Below are 15,980 nucleotides of genomic sequence, written 5' to 3' on the forward strand. Positions count from 1 at the left end.
GAAATCCTTGTTCCGCAAGCCCGAAGTCCGCTACGCCGCCTCCTGACCATCAACTATTTGCCTTACGGGTCAATATCCGCGCACTCGACGTCCTCGAACTGTTCCTGGACTGCCCCCAACTGTCGGCCCGCCAGGTGATGGAGCGGCTCGACCTGCCGCGTACCACCGTCCACGAACTGCTCGTGACGCTCGAGGCCCGCTCGTACCTGATCTCCGTACCGGGTCAGCCGGTGCAGTATCGGCTCGGCCTGCCGCTGTTCCAACTGGGCGCGGCGTTCGCGGGCCGGCTTGATCTGGTACGCGAGGCACAGGGCGTCGCGCGGGACGTGGCCGCCAAGTGCGACGAGGCGGTCCACGTGGCGGTGCTCGACGGCGCGGATGTCATCTACCTCGTCAAGTTCGACAGCACGCACCCCGTTCGGATGGTGTCCGGGGTCGGGCTACGGCTGCCCGCGCACTGCACGGCGGTGGGCAAGGTCCTGCTGTCGGCCCTCTATCCGGCCGACCTGGACGCCGTGCTGTTGAAGGATCCTCTGCCGGGCATGACGCCGGAGAGCATCACCGACCCGGACCTTCTCCGTGCGCATCTCGACCGCGTTCGGGCGGACGGCGTCGCGGTCGACGTCGGCGAGTCGGACACCGCGATGCGCTGCGTCGCGGCCGCGATCCGGGACCACTCCGGCACCGTCATCGCCGCGATGAGCCTGTCCGCGCCGATCATCCGGTGGACGCCCCAGGTGCAGGTGGAGTGGACCGGGCTGGTTCGCGAGGGCGCGGCCATGCTGTCCACTCGCATGGGCTACCGGGCCCAGTCCCGATAGCGAACCTCCCGCTTTCGGTTCGAAACAGCATCGAAACATTGACATCACTTGCCGGACTGCTCTAGCGTCGCACCACTCGATGCGGTATATCGAACCTAGTTCGAAATCTCGAACGGCGGTGGTCACGTGACACGACCGAACTGGAACGTCAGCGCCACTGTCTCGGCCTCGTCGCCGATCGCCTCAACCTCATCGCGCCACCGTGGCGAGCTTCGAACGAACTGATCTCGACGGGCGACCCTCCGTGGTCGCCGCCACAGAAACCCAACTGGAAACACGGCGGCGTTCGCCAGGTACGCCTTCGGCGTGCAGCCGTGCGCGGGCAGATGAAGGAGGCGAGTGTCCATGGAGGACAAATTGGGGTGGTCTCGGCGCGGCGTTCTGGGGATGGGGGTGGGAGTACTCGGCGCGGCCGGTCTGGCCGCGTGCGGGGGCACCTCCAAATCGCCGTCCAAGGTGCAGGCCGAGGTCCCGCAGGAGCTGATCGACGCCGCCGCGTCGATGAAGGGCTCCTCGATGGGGATGTTGTCGCAGAAGCTCTACTCGACGGCGGCGAACGACGCCCTCGACAGCTCGATCAAGAAGTTCGCCGACACCACCGGCACGAAGATCGAGAACAGTCTGGTCCAGGCCGACGCCGGTGACGTGGTGGCCAAGATCGACGCCGAGGTCAAGGGCGGTGTCGCACGTGACCTGGCGTTCATGACCGACTCCCGGTTCGTCGCGCAGTTCCAGGCGCTGGGCGACCTGGAGGACGTGACGGACGTCGTCCAGGCGCTGACCGCCAAGTACGGCGAACCGTGCGCGGAGGCCAAGAACTTCTGCGTCTTCGACGGCAAGTGGTTCGCGATCCCGTACCACTTCATCGGGATCGGGTCGTTCCTGCGCAAGGACTGGATGCAGCAAAAGGGCATCACGCCCAAGGACATCTACAGCTGGGAAGAGCTGCGGGACGTGTGCCTGGAGATCTCCGATCCGGGCAAGCGCCGGTTCGGCTGGGGCATGACGGTGAACCGGTCCGGTGACGCCAACGGCATGATCGAGGCGCTGATCAACGCGTACGGCGGGTCGATCGCCTCCAACGACGGCCGGAAGGTCACGTTCGAGTCACCGGAGACGGTGCAGGCGGTGACCTTCCTGGGTGACATCTACACCAACGCCAAGTACAAGCCGATGCTGCCGCCGGGTATCGCGAGCTGGACCGACACCAGCAACAACGAGAACTGGCTCGCCGGCATCCTCGGTTACACCCGCAACCAGTTCAGCGTCTACGCGGACTCACGGACCAAGAAGAACCCGGTGCACGCCAACACCCACGTGTTCTCCGACTGCATCGGACCGGCGACCAACAATCCGCTGCTGCTCGGCCAGTCGCAGGGCTTCGTCGTCTTCAAGGGCGCCAAGAACCCCGCGCTCGCCAAGCTCCTGGCGCAGTACCTGGTCAGCGCGCCCGCGCTGCTCGGGGTGGCGAAGGAGGCGCCCGGTCTGGTGATGCCCGCCTGGGAAAAGGTCTGGGACGCGGACCCGTTCTTCACCAGCGGCGATCCGGCGTTCCCCATGCTGCGCAAGATCACACAGTTGCAGCTGCCGTTGAACACGAAGAACGGCCTGGCCTTCCCGCAGAAGGCCAGCGCCGGCCAGCAGGCCGTCGGCTCGGCCTACGTCCTCACCGACATGATGCAGCAGGTCGTGCAGGGCACCGCGCCCGCACAGGCCGTGAAGGCGGCCCACACGAAGATGGTGCAGATCTTCAACCAGCAGGGGCTGCCGCAGTGAGGACGCTCCGTCCCGCGCGGGTCCCGGCGGCGAGGGCGCCCTCGCCGCCGGGATCCGGCTCCCTCACGGCGACCCAGCGCCGGCTGGGTCGTGACTGGCGAATGGCCGCGCTGTTCCTGACGCCGATGGCCGTGCTGGTCGGCGGGCTCGTCCTCGTACCGATCGCCCGATCCATCGTCACCAGCACCACCGAACGGCACGGGCAGGACTCCGTGTTCGTCGGCCTGGACAACTACCTCCACCTCGTCGGCGACGACCAGTTCCACACGGGCGTGGTGAACTCGTTCGTCTTCACCGCGTACGCCGAGATCTTCAAGGTCGTGCTCGGGCTGGCCGCGGCCCTGCTGCTGCACCACCGACGCCGCGGGCGCGCGGTGCTGGCGGGGCTGCTCCTGGTGCCGTGGGTGGTGCCGACCGTGGTGACGGCGTTCAGCTGGCGCGCGCTGCTCGACCCGATCTTCGGCAGCGTCAACAGCCTGCTCACCGCCACCGGAATCGGACCGCTGCTGGTCGACCTGCACCTGGTCGACAGTTGGCCGGCGGGCTGGCTGTCCGACCCGTCGCTGGCCATGCCCTCGGTGATCCTCGTGAACGTCTGGAAGGGGGTGCCGTTCTTCACCGTGTGCTTCCTCGCCGGGCTGAAGGCCATCCCGGCGGACCTGTACGAGGCGGCGACCATCGACGGCGCCTCGGCGTGGCAGCGGTTCGCCAACGTGACGCTGCCCGGACTGCGCCACGTGATCACCGTTACGGTGACCCTGTCGTCGATCTGGACGTTCAACAACTTCGACCTCGTCTGGCTGCTGACCCAGGGTGGCCCGGGTGACGTGACCGCGCCGTACGTGCTCGTCGCGTACTCGAAGGCGATTCTGCAGTTGCAGTACGGCGCGGGCGCGGCGGTCACGCTCGTCATGCTGCCGGTCATCGGTGGGCTGGTGTTCGTCCTGGTCCGGCTGTTGCGCCAGGATTCGGGGGCGAAACTGCCCCGGGCACGCCGCGCAGGGCGCTGGGTCGGTACGCGGTGGGCCCCGAAGGCGCGCAAGGCGCTGCCGTGGGTCGTCACCGCGGTGGTCACCGGCCTGCTGATCTGGGCGTCGCCGGAGATCTTCTGGAAGGCGGCGGTGATCCTCGGAGTGATCCTGCTGATCGCGGCGGCGGTGGGCCGGGTCGTGTCGACTCTCCAGTCGCGGGGTGGTCGTCGGGCATCGTCGGCGGTGTCGGGCCTGGGGTCCTGGGTCGCGCTCGCCGGGCTGCTCTTCTTCGTGCTCGGTCCGCTGTACTGGATCGGTGTCACCGCCTTCAAGTCCGAGGGCCAGGTCGTCATGCGCACGGACGACCTGTGGCCGACGCCGTGGACTACGGAGCAGTTCAGCGCGCTCTTCGCCAACCAGCCGTTCGGTCGCTGGTACCTCAACACCCTGCTGGTGTCCACGGCGTCCACGGCGGTGGCGCTGGTCTGCGCCGCCCTCGCGGGATACGCGCTGGCCCGGCTGCGGTTCCGCGGGGCGCAGGGCTTCACCGTCACCGTGCTGCTCACCTACGTGATGCCGGGCGCGCTGCTGTTCATCCCGCTCTACCAGATGCTCATCGGCGTGCGCCTCACCGACTCGTTGTGGTCACTGGTGGTCACGTACCCGACGTTCACGCTTCCGTTCGCCACCTGGCTACTGGTGGGGTACTTCTCGTCGATCCCCGTGGAGTTGGAGGAGGCCGCGCTCGTCGACGGCTGCACGCGTCTACAGGCGTTCGGTCGGGTAGTACTGCCGCTGGCCAAGCCGGGGCTGCTGGCGGTCGCGCTCTTCACCCTGACCAACGCCTGGAACGAATTCCTGTTCGCCTTCGTGTTCATCACCAAGGACGAGTACAAGACGCTGCCGGTGGGGATGCAGTCGATGATCGCCGGAGACGTCGTACCGCAGGGACAGCTCGCCGCGGCGTCGCTGCTCGTGAGCATCCCCGTGGTGATCATGTACGCGCTCGGACAGCGCTTCCTCACCGAAGGGCTGACCGCTGGAGCGGTGAAGGGCTGATCGGCGGCCGGTGGTGGAGCCTGACGCTCCCCCACGGCCGTCTCCCGCCAGGGAGGGAGCGGCCAAACCCTTTGTGTACGAGGTTGCGGAAGTCCCGGCCCCGTCGACGGTGGTGGCGGCGTTGGTGCGGTTGATCCGCCGGATCTTGGGCAGTCTTGATCAGAACCGCGCTCCAATTTCCAGGCGGAACTCGGAACTACAGGGTGGCGGCAGAACCTGGACGGTGAGCGGCCGAGGGCAGAGATGCGAAGCTGGCGGCGTGACCACCTCACTCGCGCATCGTGTCTACGAAGCCTGCCACCTCACCGGTTCGTTCCGCCTGCGATCCGGTCAGGTGAGCACGGAGTACTTCGACAAGTATCTGTTCGAGGGGCAGCCCGGCCTGCTGCGCGAGGTGGCGGAGTCGATGGTCGCCCTGCTGCCGAAGTGTGACGTGCTGGCGGGGATGGAGATGGGTGGCATCCCGATCGCCACCGTGATGTCCCAGCTGACCGGGCTGCCGACGGTCTTCGTGCGCAAGCAGGCCAAGGAGTACGGGACCGGAAAGGCTGCCGAGGGCGGCCCGGTGGACGGCCTGCGGGTAGTGGTGATCGAGGATGTGGTCACGACGGGCGGAGCGCTGCTGTCGTCGTGCCGTCAACTGCGGGCCGGTGGGGCGCTGGTGGAAACGGTGGTTTGTGCCATCGACCGGGAGCAGGGCGGGCGGGAGAACCTCGCCGCCGAGTCGCTGCGGCTGCGGGCCGCCCTCACCCGACGTGGCCTGGAGTCCGGCTCGCCGTCGTGACGTCCGCTCACTCAGTGAGCGACTTCTCGAACCAGTGGTGGGCGTAATGCTCGGTGTTGTACGGCGGGATCTCCCGGTAACCGGCCGCGCGGTACAGGGCGATCGCCTCGGTGAGGTTGCGGTTGGTGTCCAGCCGCACGGCGGTCGCGCCACGCTCGGCGGCGTACCGTTCCAGCTCGCCCAGCAGTCGCCGTCCGATGCCCAGCCCACGCACGGTGTCCGCCACCCAGACGCGTTTGATCTCGGCGGGCGTGTCGCGGTGCAGTTTCACGGCACCGCAGCCGACGGGCTCGCTGTTCATGGTGGCGAGCAGGAGTACGCCGGCCGGCGGTGTGAGCGCCTCATCGTGGACCGCGTTGCTCAACGTCGGGTCGAATCCGTCGTCGAACCGTCGACCGATGTCCCGGGCGTACGCCCGCAGGCAGGCGCGGGCCCGCGGGTCGCCTGGCGGGCACGGTTCGACCACCACCATCGACCCGACGAGCAGCCGTTCGACCTCGGCCATGGCGGTGACGAGTCGGTCCCGATGGTGATCGGTGAGCGGTTCGAGGATCGAGGCGGCTAGCTCGTCGGACCGCCGGTCGAGTTCGGCCCACTCCCTACGGCCGGCGTCGGTGAGGGCGGCGGTGCGGACCCGGCCGTCGCCGCCTACCTGTTCGGCCGGCCCTACAATGACGGGCCCGTCGTTCTCCAGGGCATGCAGGAGCCGACTGAGGTATCCCGAGTCGAGGCCCAGCCGGGCTCGGAGCGCCGCGATCTCGGCACCCGCCAGGCCGATCTCCCACAGCAGGCGCGCCTGCCCGAGCGGGCGCCCCTGGGCCATGTACTCGTCGTCCAGCGCACCCACCCGCTGGGTGACCGTCCGGTTGAACCGCCGCACAGCGGCGATGAGCGCCGAGTCCATACCTCTGACTTTAGTCAGGTTGTCTGACGCTGCGATAGGAAAGGATGCCGGCGCGATCCAGGACGACCACTACGAGCACCACCACCGTGGCGACCGCGCTGAGCGCCAGCAGCGGCGGACGCAGGGCCGCCGCCACACCGCCCAGCACGAACAGGGCGGCGACCCGGGGCCACGAGACCCGCCGGTGGATCGTCAGCGAGAACAGGATGCGTCCGACCAGGAACAGCGCGGGGCCGCCCATGATGACCAGGGCGGAGGCCGTGTCGCCCTTCTCGGTGGGGTGGGCGATGCTCAGTTCGGCCCCGACGGCCGTCAACACGATACCGGCGATCATCACAAGGTGCAGGTCGCCGGTCACGACGCCCAGCCGCGACGGGTCGGCGTGATCGAGGGCCGGGCCGAGACGTTGCCCAGCGGGGGTCACGTAGAGCAGACCGACAAGTACGGCGGTGACGAAGACCAGCAGGAAGGCGACCGTCTCGGCGAGGTCGAGGCCGGTGCCGGCGTACGACAGGCCAGCCACCAGAACGAGCTCCCCGAGCGCAATGATCATGATTTGTTGATAGCGCTCGGCAAGGTGCCCGCCCGCGAGGTGCAGTTCGTGCCGCCGCGCGCGACCCAGCCTCGGCGTGGGCCAGCCGAGCCGTGGGCCGGTCAGGTCGATGACGAGAGCGAAAACCCATAGCGCCACCCGCCACGCCGGCAGGAGCACGCCCGCCAGCCACACCACAGAGGTGACGCTGTACCAGCAGAGGATCCGCAGCGCCCGGCGCTGGCGCGGGTGCCCGCGCAGCACCGTGACCGTGACCACGCCACGGACGAGGTGGACCCCGACGTACGCCCCGGCGAAGAGCCCGGCCCGCCCGTGCAGCCCCTCCTGGATCGCCACGCCGGCCAGCAGGCTGCCCAGCGTCGCGACGATCAGCACCGCTCGGATGACCGGAGTCTCCGGGTCGTACCAGTCGGCGGTCCAGGTGATGGCCACCCAGATCCACCAGACGCCGGCCAGCAGCAGGGCGGTACGCAGAGCGCCGCCCAGCGTGAAGTTGTGCAGCAGGTGCTGGGCCGTCTGACTGAGGGCGAGCACGAACGCCAGGTCGAAGAAGAGTTCCAGGAACGAGGCGCTGAGCGATGCGTCGCTTCCCCGTAGCAGCCGTTCGGGTCTGCTCGCCATCTGTCCGTCGTACCATCCGGGACCCGCCGCTCGAGGCAAAAGCGCGTCAGCGGCGGCCGCCGACCACCGCCGCCGATGGGAGCTCCCGAGGCGACGACCCGCCCGCCCCTCCTGTCGTTGATCCGGCTGCACCCCTGGTCAACGCGGACCACGGTGGGGGCACCGACGCACCGAGGAGAGCCGCCGATGACCAGTCAACGGGAGACCGTACGGGTCGACCACGACCTGTTCCGCGCCGTGTACGACTCGCCCGCGTCACTGCCCGGCCAGCACCGGTGGACCACCCCGGAGTCGGACGTCCGGCGTCTGGAGAAGCTGCTCGGCATGCCGGCGCGCACCATCGGCGCCCCGCTCTGGGTCAGCGGTGACGAACCGGACTGCCCGAAGTGCGGCCGACGGATCACCTGGTACGACATCGTCTCCTCGGCAGTCACCGGCCTGCACGACAAGGGCATGATCGCCGAGGTCATCCTCGGCGACCACAAGTACGTCAACACCGAGGTCCCGGACGCCATCCCCGGGGTGCACTGCGCCGACTGCCACACCGCCATCGACGGCCTGCGCAGCTTCAAGTGCCACAACTGGGCGTACGCCTTCGAGGCGCTGGGGGCCGTCCGGGAGCGCATGGCCGGCGGGCCCGGCCCGACCCAGCGCGTGGCCGACGGATCCGCGCCGACCTGAGCCCACGGCCAACGCCCCGACGCCCCGACGCCCCGACGCCGCCGCACCCCACTGCGCGGCGTCCGGTCGGTCTTGCCAGCCAAGCAGGAGTGCCTGCACGAAGGCTGGGCGAAGGACTTGACCTTCGACACATATGCTGCTCCCCTGCCGCGTTTCCAAGATGCCTCCAAGGTGAACGCGGTATGAACGTGTGGTGAGGTGATTCATGGCCGACAACGGCAGCACGGACGTCCCAGAGATCAGCGCCGAGTGGTACCACGACATCGTCGATGCCGCCGCCGGCACCCCGCACCCGGTGCAGTGGTTCGTCGGGCACGCCACCGAGGGGGTGATCCTGCTCCTCGGCGCGCTGCTGGTGGCGGCCGCGCTGCGCCGCCTGGCCGGCGGCCCGCACGACCGGGCACTCGCCCTCGTCGCGCCACTGCCGACTCTCCTGGCGTACGCGAGCAGCGAATGGCTCAAGACCGTGGTGGACGAGGACCGGCCGTGCCGGGCGGTGGGTCGGGCGATCATCGCCGGCACCTGTCCACCACCGGGTGACTACTCGTTCCCTAGCAACCACGCCACCCTCGCCGGCGCGCTGGCGATCACCACCCTGCTGCTGTCCCGGCGACTCGGGCTGCTCGCGCTGCCGCTGGCCGTACTGGCCGCGTTCTCCCGGGTCTTCGTGGGCGTGCACTACCCGCACGACGTGGCTGCGGGGCTGCTGCTCGGCGCCCTGGTCGCCGTGGCCGCCACCCCACTGCTGGCCCGCCCGGCCGCCGAGGCGCTACGTCGCCGCACCGACGCCCGCCGTCGGGTACCCGACCTGGCCAGCCGACCCCGCCCGTAACCCGCCCCACCTCCCACATCGCGCTCGATCCCGGAGGTGCGGGCCTCGCGTCGCGTCCGAGGCTCCGGCGGCGCGGGGGCGGGCGCGGGTCAGGTAGCCAGGAGCGCGCCCGCCGTGCCGAGGAGCAAAAACGGGCCGAACGGCAGGTGGGTGGTCCATCGGGCGCGGCGGGCGACCAGCAGTCCGAGGCTCACCAGCGCGGACAGCCCGAACGTGAGCAGCAGCCCCCACACGAGGACGGGCCAGCCGTACCAGCCGAGCAGCGCGCCCGCGCTGAGCGCCAACTTGGCGTCGCCCAGCCCGAAACCCCTTCGTCCGAGCAGCAGCGTGCTGGCGGCGAAGAACAGCGCCAGCCCCGTGCCGGCGGTGACGGCTCGCGCCCACGGACCCACCCCGGCGCCGGTGAGCGCCGCCGCGCCGAGCAGCAGCCACGTCCCGCCAACAGCGGGCAGAGTGAGCCGGTCGGGTAACCGGTGCACAGCCAGATCGACCATGACCGCCGGCAGCGTCCAGCCCAGCCACCAGGCCAGGGCCGGCAGCGCCCCGAGCGGCGGACCGACGAGCACGAGCAGCGCCACGGCGGCGAGCGCGGCAATCTCGATCGTGCCGGGCGGCGGCCCGACCCGGGCGCGGCACCGGCCGCACCGGCCCGCCGGGCCGAGCGCGGGCCACGGCCTGGTCAGGCTGACCACGGCCCCGCAGGCGTCGCAGCCGGTCCGGCTGGGGGCATTCGAGGGTACGGCGTGGCGCACGACCGCCAATCGCAGCAGCGGGGTGACGAGCACGGATGCCAGCACGGTCGCGAGCCGGAGACGACGGGCGCCCGTGACCGGCTGCACCTCGGTGCCCGCGGAGCCGGCCGACGCGGACGGTTGGCCGGGTGGTTCGGCCGTCAGCGCCACGTCGACCCCGCCGAACGTCGTGCAGCCGCCCCGATAGGTGAACACGGATCGTGACTGAACGTTCGCTCGGGTGTAGCGGATGGCGCAGAAAGGGACGTCTGCCACCGGCGGCTCCCGCCTCGGGTCGGACCGACGGCCACGCGCCGCGGCGTGACCCGAGGCGCGGGTCGGATGCCGGGATGCGGGCGCGATGTCCCACTCTCGCAAGGGGCGCAGGGGTCACGACGGACCGACCCGCGCCGAGGAGGCCCGACCGTCGGCGACCCCTCGATCGGTCGCCGTCCGGAGCGCGGCTCGGACACCTGCCACCACCACCCGTCATTACGCAGAGTGTTCAGTTGAATTGCCTCTGTTGCATCGGCGATCGTGAGCTTATGCTCGCCCCTTGGGTATGACGCAAGCCTCACCTCAACGACCGGAGAACACGGGACCTTGCATTTGCAGAAGATCCGCAACGGTGAATGCAGAAGCGCGATGAACGGTCGGATGTATTGATCCGGGCGCGCTTCCGCATGCTCGGCAACGGCGTCTCGTCGCCAGATCGGGTGATCACGAGGAGGGTTCGGCGGTGCGCGGACGGCAGCTCAGACGAGCGGCAACCTGCCTGCTGGCGATCGTGGCGGTGGTGGCGGTGGTGGCGCTCACGGCCTGCGGCAGCGGGCAGGAGGCGGTCGAACGACCGACGTCGGAGCGGGGCGAGGGAGCACGGACGGACTCGGATGCCGAACGCGCGGCGGCGGCAAAGGCGGCGCTTGAGGCGTACTCCGGATATCTCACGGCCTCGCGTACGGCGAGTCGGCGCGGCGATCCACACGCGCCGGAACTGTCCAGATTTCTCGCAGATCCACTGTTGACCCGGGTGCAGTTGTCCATTCGCGACGCCAAGGAGCACGGCGCGATGCGTACCGGGACATTGAGATCCGATCCCAGCGCGACCGCCGTCGACCTCGACTCGGACCCGGCCACCGTGGAGATCCAGGACTGCCTGGACGCGACCGGCTACCGGCTGGTCTACACCAAGGACCAGCGGGTGGTGCCGGGCAGCGGTGGCGGCAGACACCTGGCCACCGCCACCGCCACCCGCTATCCGGACGGCCGGTGGCTGATCAGCTCCGGTTCCGCGCACCAGGACCAGCCGTGCTGACCCGCCGGGTGCTCGCGGGGGTCGGGCTGGCGTTGCTGCTCGTGGTCGGCGCGACCCTACCGGCCGCCGCCGCCGCCGCCCGACGCGCCGGCCCGGGGGTGGAGTGCCCACCCGGCCAACCGGACTGCAACGTCTGGGACGACGAGCCCGGCCAACCGGGTGACCCCGGCGGTGGCGGCGACAACGGCGGCGGGAACTCCGGCGGCGGTGGAGGTGGCGGCGTCTGCCAGTGGGGCGGTCGGACCATCCCCTGCTACGACGACGTGCTGGGCTGGTTCAACAACGGCGACGGCTGCTACTACAAGCTCGCCGTGCCGCAGCGGCCGGCGGACGAGGGTCAGCAGTGGTACGTGCGGACCTGCAACGGTGGCGATCTCGGCGCCCAGGACACCGTGCCACTCGACGGGCCTCCGCCCGGCTTCGGCACTCCCCCGGACCCGGAGGAGCTGGCTTGGCGGGCCCTCGCCTCGATCAAGCTGCTGCCGGCACGGCTCAAGGTCGCCCCCCGCAAGGACATCGGCCCCGGCCTCGTCGGGCTACCGGTCTGGATGTGGGCCACCCCGAGCGCCAGCTACTTCGGACCGCTGCGCGCCTCCGCGACCGACCGTGGGCTGACCGTCTCGATCGAGGCCAAGGTCGACCGGATCGTCTGGAGCATGGGCAACGGCGACACGGTCACCTGCACCAAGGCCGGCACCCCGTACGACCCGAAGGGCAAGCGCGCCGGCCGCACCTCGCCGGACTGCGGTTACGACCACGGCTACCCGAAGGCCGGCACCTACCGGGTGGGTGCCACCACGTACTGGACGGTCCGCTGGTGGACCGACAACGGCGTCGAGGGCGACCCGATCGCGCAGACCCGGACCAGCGGCACCGTGCCCGTCCAGATCCGGGAGCTCCAGGTGGTGACCAGGTGAGTGCGCCGGTTCTGCGAGCCCCACAGTGACGAATGGAGATCGAACGGTGAGTCTGGCGACGCATAACGCGACCGGACCGGTGGACGCGCCGGTCAGCCCGCCGAAGGTGGTCCGGCAGCGCCGCGTCCGTCCGGGGCTGCTGGGTCTCGCCGTACTCCTGATCGCCCTCGGTGGGCTGGGGGCCGCGTTCGCGGTCACCTCGGTCCGGGCCACCGGCAACTACCTCGCGGTGGCCCGGCCGGTGGAGGTGGGCCGGGAGGTCACCGCCGCCGATCTGATCACCGTGCAGGTCGCCGGCGGGCAGGGACTCCGCCCGGTGCCCGCGGGCCGGCTGGACGAGATCGTCGGTAAGCGGGCCGCCGTGGCGCTGGTGCCGGGCACCCTGCTCACCCTCGGGCAGGTCACCGACGACCCGCTGCTCGGCCCGGGGCAGCAGCAGATCGCGCTCGGTCTGAAGACCGCCCAGGTGCCGGCCCGCGAACTGCACCCCGGCGACAAGGTGCTGCTGGTCAGCACCCCGGACGAGAACGCCACCGGGGCGGCCGCCACGGCGGGCACCCGGTTCGCGGCCACCGTCATCGACATGGTCAGCCCGACGGACGACGAGAAGGTGCTGTACCTGGCGCTCCTCGTCCGGGACGTACCCGCCGTGGTGGCACTGGCTGCCCAGGAGCGGATCGCCGTCGTGCTGACCGAGGCCGCCTGACCATGGCGATCATCGCGTTGGTGTCGGCGAAGGGCTCGCCGGGCGTGACCACCTCGGCGTTGGCCTGCGCCCTGACCTGGCACCGCCGGCTGGTACTCGCCGAGTGTGACCCGGCCGGCGGATCGATCCTCGCCGGCTATCTGGGCGGTCAGCTGGACGGCCCGCGCGGCATCGGGGAGCTGGCCGTCGGCGAACTGCGCGACGGCAACCTGGAGACCGCGTTCTGGTCCCAACTGGTCGACCTGGACGCGCCGCGCCGGGAACGGCTGCTGCTGCCCGGATTGGTCGACCCGACGCAGGCCGGCAGCGTCACCCCGCTGTGGCAGCGCTTCGCCGACTACTTCAACGCGCTGGACCGCGGCACCCCCGGCTACGACGTACTGGTCGACTGCGGCCGGCTGCACGTCACCGGCCCACCGTGGCCACTGCTGCGGGCCGCCTCGGTGGTGCTGCTGGTGACCCGGGCCCACCTGCCCGACCTGTCCGGAACGCGGGCGGCGGTCACCGCGATCGAGCGGGACTTCGCCGAACACCGGGTGCCGCCGGGCACCCTGCGGCTCCTGCTGGTCGGCGATGGGCACGGGCGTGCCGAGATCAGTCGCGGGCTGAAGCTGCCGGTGATCGCCCGGCTGCCGCACGACCCGCGTACCGCAGGGGTGCTCGCCCTCGGTGGGACCGTGCGGGCCGGACGGCCGCTGCTGCGCGCGGCGACCGCGCTGGAGGTGCCGGTCGGGGCGCTGCTGGAACGCCGGCGGGCACGACTGGCCTGGCCGGTGCAGCAGGGGGTGCCGGATGCGGTTTGAACCCGTCTCCGCCGACCCGCGCCAGCAGCCGCCGGGCGCGACGTCCACCGCGCCGCCGCTGACGCCAGCGAACGGCCGGCACCACCACGTGACGCCGATGCCACAGCCGGCACCCTCGGCCACGCCGCCGGAGCCGACGCCCCGGCCCCGGATGGACTTCCAGGTGGTCCGGGAGCTGCGCCGGGAACTCACCGAACGCCTCACCCTGTGGCAACGCGGCCGGGAGTTCACCGTCGACGAGGAGGACACCGAGCGGGCCCGGCTGGCCGTCTCGGTGGTCGCCGAGTACGCGGACGCGGTCCGCCGGGCCGGCACGCCGATGGCCGCCGGTGAGGAGCGCCTGCTGCTCGACCAGGTGACCGCCGAGCTGGTCGGGCTCGGCCGGCTACAGACCCTCCTGGTCGACGACACCATCGAGGAGGTGCACATCCTCGGCTGTGACCAGGTGCGCATCACCCGGCACGGAGGCGGGGTGGACTGGGGCGAGCCGATTGCCGACAGCGACGCCGAGCTGGTGGAGATCCTCCAGGCGGCGGCGCGGCGGGCCGGCGCGACCGAGCGGTCACTGTCGACGGTGAAGCCGACCCTCGACCTGCAACTGCCCGACGGCAGTCGACTGGCCGCGGTGTTCCTGGTCAGCCACCGCCCGTACGCGGTGATTCGCAAACACAACACCCTGGACGTGAGCCTCGACGACGTGGCCGGCAGCCGGGGCGACCTGGACGAGATGATCGACCCGCTGCTGCGCGACTTCCTGCGTGCGGCGATGCGCGCCGGGTTGAACATCATGGTCGCGGGTCTGGCCGGGGCCGGTAAGACCACGATCATCCGGGCGTTGATGAACGAGATCCCACCCGACGAGCCGTACGTACTGCTGGAGGAGAGCCGGGAGCTGCTGCCGGCGCGCCGCCGCGAGCGGCACCGGGCGGTGATGAGCTTCGAGGCCCGGGAGGGGCACGGCGAGCGCGGGTTCGACGGCCGACCTGCCGGCGAGGTGACCATCGCCGACCTGATCCCGCTGTCGCTGCGGATGGGTGTCCTACGGATCATCGTGGGCGAGGTGCGGTCCCGCGAGATCGTGCCGATGCTCCAGGCGATGACCACCAGCCGGGGGTCGATGTGCACGATCCACGCCCGTACGGCCGCCGGGGTGGGCGAACGGATCGTCGAGCTGGCGCTGGCCCACGGCCGCGAGATGACCGTCGACCAGGCGCGTCGGATGGCCGGCAACGCCCTCGACCTGATCGTCTACGTCACCGTCGAGGACGAGAGCGCCATCGGCGGGCGCAAGCACCGGTTCGTGTCCCACATGGAGGAGGTGATCGGGGCCGGCGAGGCCGGACGGATCACCACCACCACCGTCTTCGGTCCCGGTCCGGACGGCCGCGCGGTCCCCCGACACCTCCCCGAGCGGGTCCGCGACCAGTTGCTCCGCGTGGGGTACGACTCCCGACTGCTGACCCGGTGGATCGAGGCCGGCACGGGTGCGTGGCGGCGACCCCGACAGACCCGACTGGCCCGGCGGTGACGTGATGGGAAACAGCCTGGAGTTGATCGCGGTGGTCTCCGGGGCCGCCTGCGTGGCGGGGCTCCTGCTGGCGGTGGTCGCCCTGGTCGGCACCCGTCGACCCGCCGGTCCCGGACCGGGGGCGGGGCCCGGCCTCAGCCGCCTCTGGCGCGGTTCCGGCGCCACTCCCGCCGAGCGACGGGCCTACCAGGCGCTGCTGCTCGCCGCGGTGGTCGCCGGGGCGCTGGCGTTCCTGCTGACCGGGCTACCGGTGGTGGGCCTGCTGGTGGCGGTGGCGGTGCCCGGAACGCCGTGGCTGTTCGCGGTCGGCAAGGCCGAGCAGCGGGCGATCGCCCGGATCGAGGCCGTCGGCGAGTGGACCCGTCGGCTCAAGGACGTCTCGGGTACGGGCCAGGGCCTCCAACAGTCGATCATCAGCACGATCGGCAGCGTGCCACCCGGCATCGAGGACGAGGTACGGCTGCTCGCCGCCCGGTTACAGGCCGGCTGGCTGGCCCGCTCCGCGCTGCTGGCGTTCGCCGACGAGATCGGAGACCCGGTCTGCGACCAGGTGGTGGCGGCGCTGATCCTGCACCTCACCGACCGGGGCGAGCGGCTGGGCGACGTGCTCGGGTCGATCGCCGGCGCGGCGGCCGCGGAGGTGGCGACCCGCCGGGAGATCGAGGCCAAGCGCACCCAGCCACGGTTCGCGGTCCGCTTCCTGACCGGGATGACGTTGGCGACGCTGGCGTACGGACTGGTCAACACCGAGTACATCAAGCCGTACGGCACACCGACGGGTCAGGTGGTGATGGCCGCGCTCGGCGTCGCCTTCATCGGCCTGCTGGCGTGGGTGCGGTCGATGAGCCAGCCGCAGCGGCCGGCCCGGTTCCTGCCGGCGCCCGACCCCCAGGAGGTCATTGCGTGAGTTGCCCTGTGTCAAGCCGCCGCAAGTTGATCTTGTCTGATCAGCTGTTGGAGGGCTCTGTGGTGGTCTGG

General features: G+C 70.8%; 15 protein-coding genes. 12 read left to right on the forward strand and 3 right to left on the reverse strand.

The annotated features are described in order from the left end of the window. The first annotated feature begins 119 nt into the window (after nt 1–119). The 4 genes from ACLQ24_RS24640 (at nt 120) to pyrE (ending at nt 5,411) form a co-directional block, all read left to right on the forward strand. Nucleotides 120–821 (forward strand): IclR family transcriptional regulator, encoded by a 702-nt coding sequence (locus ACLQ24_RS24640; protein ID WP_425894098.1) that lies wholly within the window; start codon nt 120–122, stop codon nt 819–821. A 345-nt stretch (nt 822–1,166) separates the two neighbouring features. Continuing rightward, complete coding sequence (locus tag ACLQ24_RS24645) at nt 1,167–2,597, forward strand: extracellular solute-binding protein (protein WP_425894085.1); 1,431 nt, start codon at nt 1,167–1,169, stop codon at nt 2,595–2,597. Between the two features lie 101 nt (nt 2,598–2,698). Continuing rightward, on the forward strand, nt 2,699–4,627 hold the full coding sequence (locus tag ACLQ24_RS24650; RefSeq protein ID WP_425894086.1) for an ABC transporter permease subunit: 1,929 nt from the start codon (nt 2,699–2,701) through the stop codon (nt 4,625–4,627). 259 nt (nt 4,628–4,886) lie between these two features. After that, nucleotides 4,887–5,411 (forward strand): orotate phosphoribosyltransferase, encoded by a 525-nt coding sequence (pyrE, locus tag ACLQ24_RS24655; protein WP_425894087.1) that lies wholly within the window; start codon nt 4,887–4,889, stop codon nt 5,409–5,411. Nucleotides 5,412–5,418: 7 nt separating this feature from the next. Here the strand turns inward: pyrE and ACLQ24_RS24660 are convergent, their stop codons facing one another. Both ACLQ24_RS24660 and ACLQ24_RS24665 read right to left on the reverse strand, forming a co-directional pair. Then, complete coding sequence (locus tag ACLQ24_RS24660; protein ID WP_425894088.1) at nt 5,419–6,315, reverse strand: bifunctional helix-turn-helix transcriptional regulator/GNAT family N-acetyltransferase; 897 nt, start codon at nt 6,313–6,315, stop codon at nt 5,419–5,421. 10 nt (nt 6,316–6,325) lie between these two features. Further along, complete coding sequence (locus ACLQ24_RS24665) at nt 6,326–7,489, reverse strand: low temperature requirement protein A (protein WP_425894089.1); 1,164 nt, start codon at nt 7,487–7,489, stop codon at nt 6,326–6,328. Between the two features lie 186 nt (nt 7,490–7,675). Between ACLQ24_RS24665 and ACLQ24_RS24670 the strand changes: the two genes are divergently transcribed. After that, nucleotides 7,676–8,170 carry a hypothetical protein gene (locus ACLQ24_RS24670; RefSeq protein WP_425894090.1) on the forward strand — a complete coding sequence of 165 codons (495 nt, stop codon included), beginning with the start codon at nt 7,676–7,678 and terminating at the stop codon, nt 8,168–8,170. A gap of 205 nt (nt 8,171–8,375) precedes the next feature. Next, nucleotides 8,376–9,002, forward strand: a complete 627-nt coding sequence (locus ACLQ24_RS24675) for a phosphatase PAP2 family protein (RefSeq protein ID WP_425894091.1) — start codon at nt 8,376–8,378, stop codon at nt 9,000–9,002. 89 nt (nt 9,003–9,091) lie between these two features. Here the strand turns inward: ACLQ24_RS24675 and ACLQ24_RS24680 are convergent, their stop codons facing one another. Then, nucleotides 9,092–9,841 (reverse strand): prepilin peptidase, encoded by a 750-nt coding sequence (locus ACLQ24_RS24680; protein ID WP_425894099.1) that lies wholly within the window; start codon nt 9,839–9,841, stop codon nt 9,092–9,094. Nucleotides 9,842–10,472: 631 nt separating this feature from the next. On the opposite strand from ACLQ24_RS24680, the gene ACLQ24_RS24685 reads away from it, so the two are divergent. Genes ACLQ24_RS24685 through ACLQ24_RS24710 form a run of 6 tightly spaced genes read left to right on the forward strand, consistent with a single transcriptional unit; the run spans nt 10,473 to nt 15,909 of the window. Beyond that, nucleotides 10,473–11,048 carry a hypothetical protein gene (locus ACLQ24_RS24685; protein WP_425894092.1) on the forward strand — a complete coding sequence of 192 codons (576 nt, stop codon included), beginning with the start codon at nt 10,473–10,475 and terminating at the stop codon, nt 11,046–11,048. Further along, nucleotides 11,003–11,965 carry a hypothetical protein gene (locus ACLQ24_RS24690; RefSeq protein WP_425894093.1) on the forward strand — a complete coding sequence of 321 codons (963 nt, stop codon included), beginning with the start codon at nt 11,003–11,005 and terminating at the stop codon, nt 11,963–11,965. Before ACLQ24_RS24685 ends, ACLQ24_RS24690 begins: the two co-directional genes overlap by 46 nt. 46 nt (nt 11,966–12,011) lie before the next feature. Further along, nucleotides 12,012–12,671 carry an SAF domain-containing protein gene (locus ACLQ24_RS24695; RefSeq protein ID WP_425894094.1) on the forward strand — a complete coding sequence of 220 codons (660 nt, stop codon included), beginning with the start codon at nt 12,012–12,014 and terminating at the stop codon, nt 12,669–12,671. A 2-nt stretch (nt 12,672–12,673) separates the two neighbouring features. After that, nucleotides 12,674–13,474, forward strand: coding sequence for a ParA family protein (locus ACLQ24_RS24700; RefSeq protein ID WP_425894095.1), 801 nt, complete (start codon nt 12,674–12,676; stop codon nt 13,472–13,474). Then, nucleotides 13,464–15,002 carry a CpaF family protein gene (locus tag ACLQ24_RS24705; RefSeq protein WP_425894096.1) on the forward strand — a complete coding sequence of 513 codons (1,539 nt, stop codon included), beginning with the start codon at nt 13,464–13,466 and terminating at the stop codon, nt 15,000–15,002. Before ACLQ24_RS24700 ends, ACLQ24_RS24705 begins: the two co-directional genes overlap by 11 nt. A gap of 4 nt (nt 15,003–15,006) precedes the next feature. Further along, nucleotides 15,007–15,909: a type II secretion system F family protein gene (locus ACLQ24_RS24710; protein ID WP_425894097.1), complete on the forward strand. Its 903-nt coding sequence runs from the start codon at nt 15,007–15,009 to the stop codon at nt 15,907–15,909. Nucleotides 15,910–15,980 lie beyond the last annotated feature (71 nt).

The organism is Micromonospora sp. DT4 (assembly GCF_049841675.1).
Taxonomy (GTDB): domain Bacteria; phylum Actinomycetota; class Actinomycetes; order Mycobacteriales; family Micromonosporaceae; genus Micromonospora.

Excerpts from the sequence above, each read along its gene's own strand:
- ACLQ24_RS24645 (WP_425894085.1), top strand. The coding sequence starts at position 1,167 with ATGGAGGACAAATTGGGGTGGTCTCGGCGCGGCGTTCTGGGGATGGGG.
- ACLQ24_RS24650 (WP_425894086.1), top strand. The coding sequence starts at position 2,699 with ATGGCCGCGCTGTTCCTGACGCCGATGGCCGTGCTGGTCGGCGGGCTC.
- ACLQ24_RS24660 (WP_425894088.1), bottom strand. The coding sequence starts at position 6,315 with ATGGACTCGGCGCTCATCGCCGCTGTGCGGCGGTTCAACCGGACGGTC.
- ACLQ24_RS24665 (WP_425894089.1), bottom strand. The coding sequence starts at position 7,489 with ATGGCGAGCAGACCCGAACGGCTGCTACGGGGAAGCGACGCATCGCTC.
- ACLQ24_RS24670 (WP_425894090.1), top strand. The coding sequence starts at position 7,676 with ATGACCAGTCAACGGGAGACCGTACGGGTCGACCACGACCTGTTCCGC.
- ACLQ24_RS24675 (WP_425894091.1), top strand. The coding sequence starts at position 8,376 with ATGGCCGACAACGGCAGCACGGACGTCCCAGAGATCAGCGCCGAGTGG.
- ACLQ24_RS24700 (WP_425894095.1), top strand. The coding sequence starts at position 12,674 with ATGGCGATCATCGCGTTGGTGTCGGCGAAGGGCTCGCCGGGCGTGACC.
- ACLQ24_RS24705 (WP_425894096.1), top strand. The coding sequence starts at position 13,464 with ATGCGGTTTGAACCCGTCTCCGCCGACCCGCGCCAGCAGCCGCCGGGC.
- ACLQ24_RS24710 (WP_425894097.1), top strand. The coding sequence starts at position 15,007 with ATGGGAAACAGCCTGGAGTTGATCGCGGTGGTCTCCGGGGCCGCCTGC.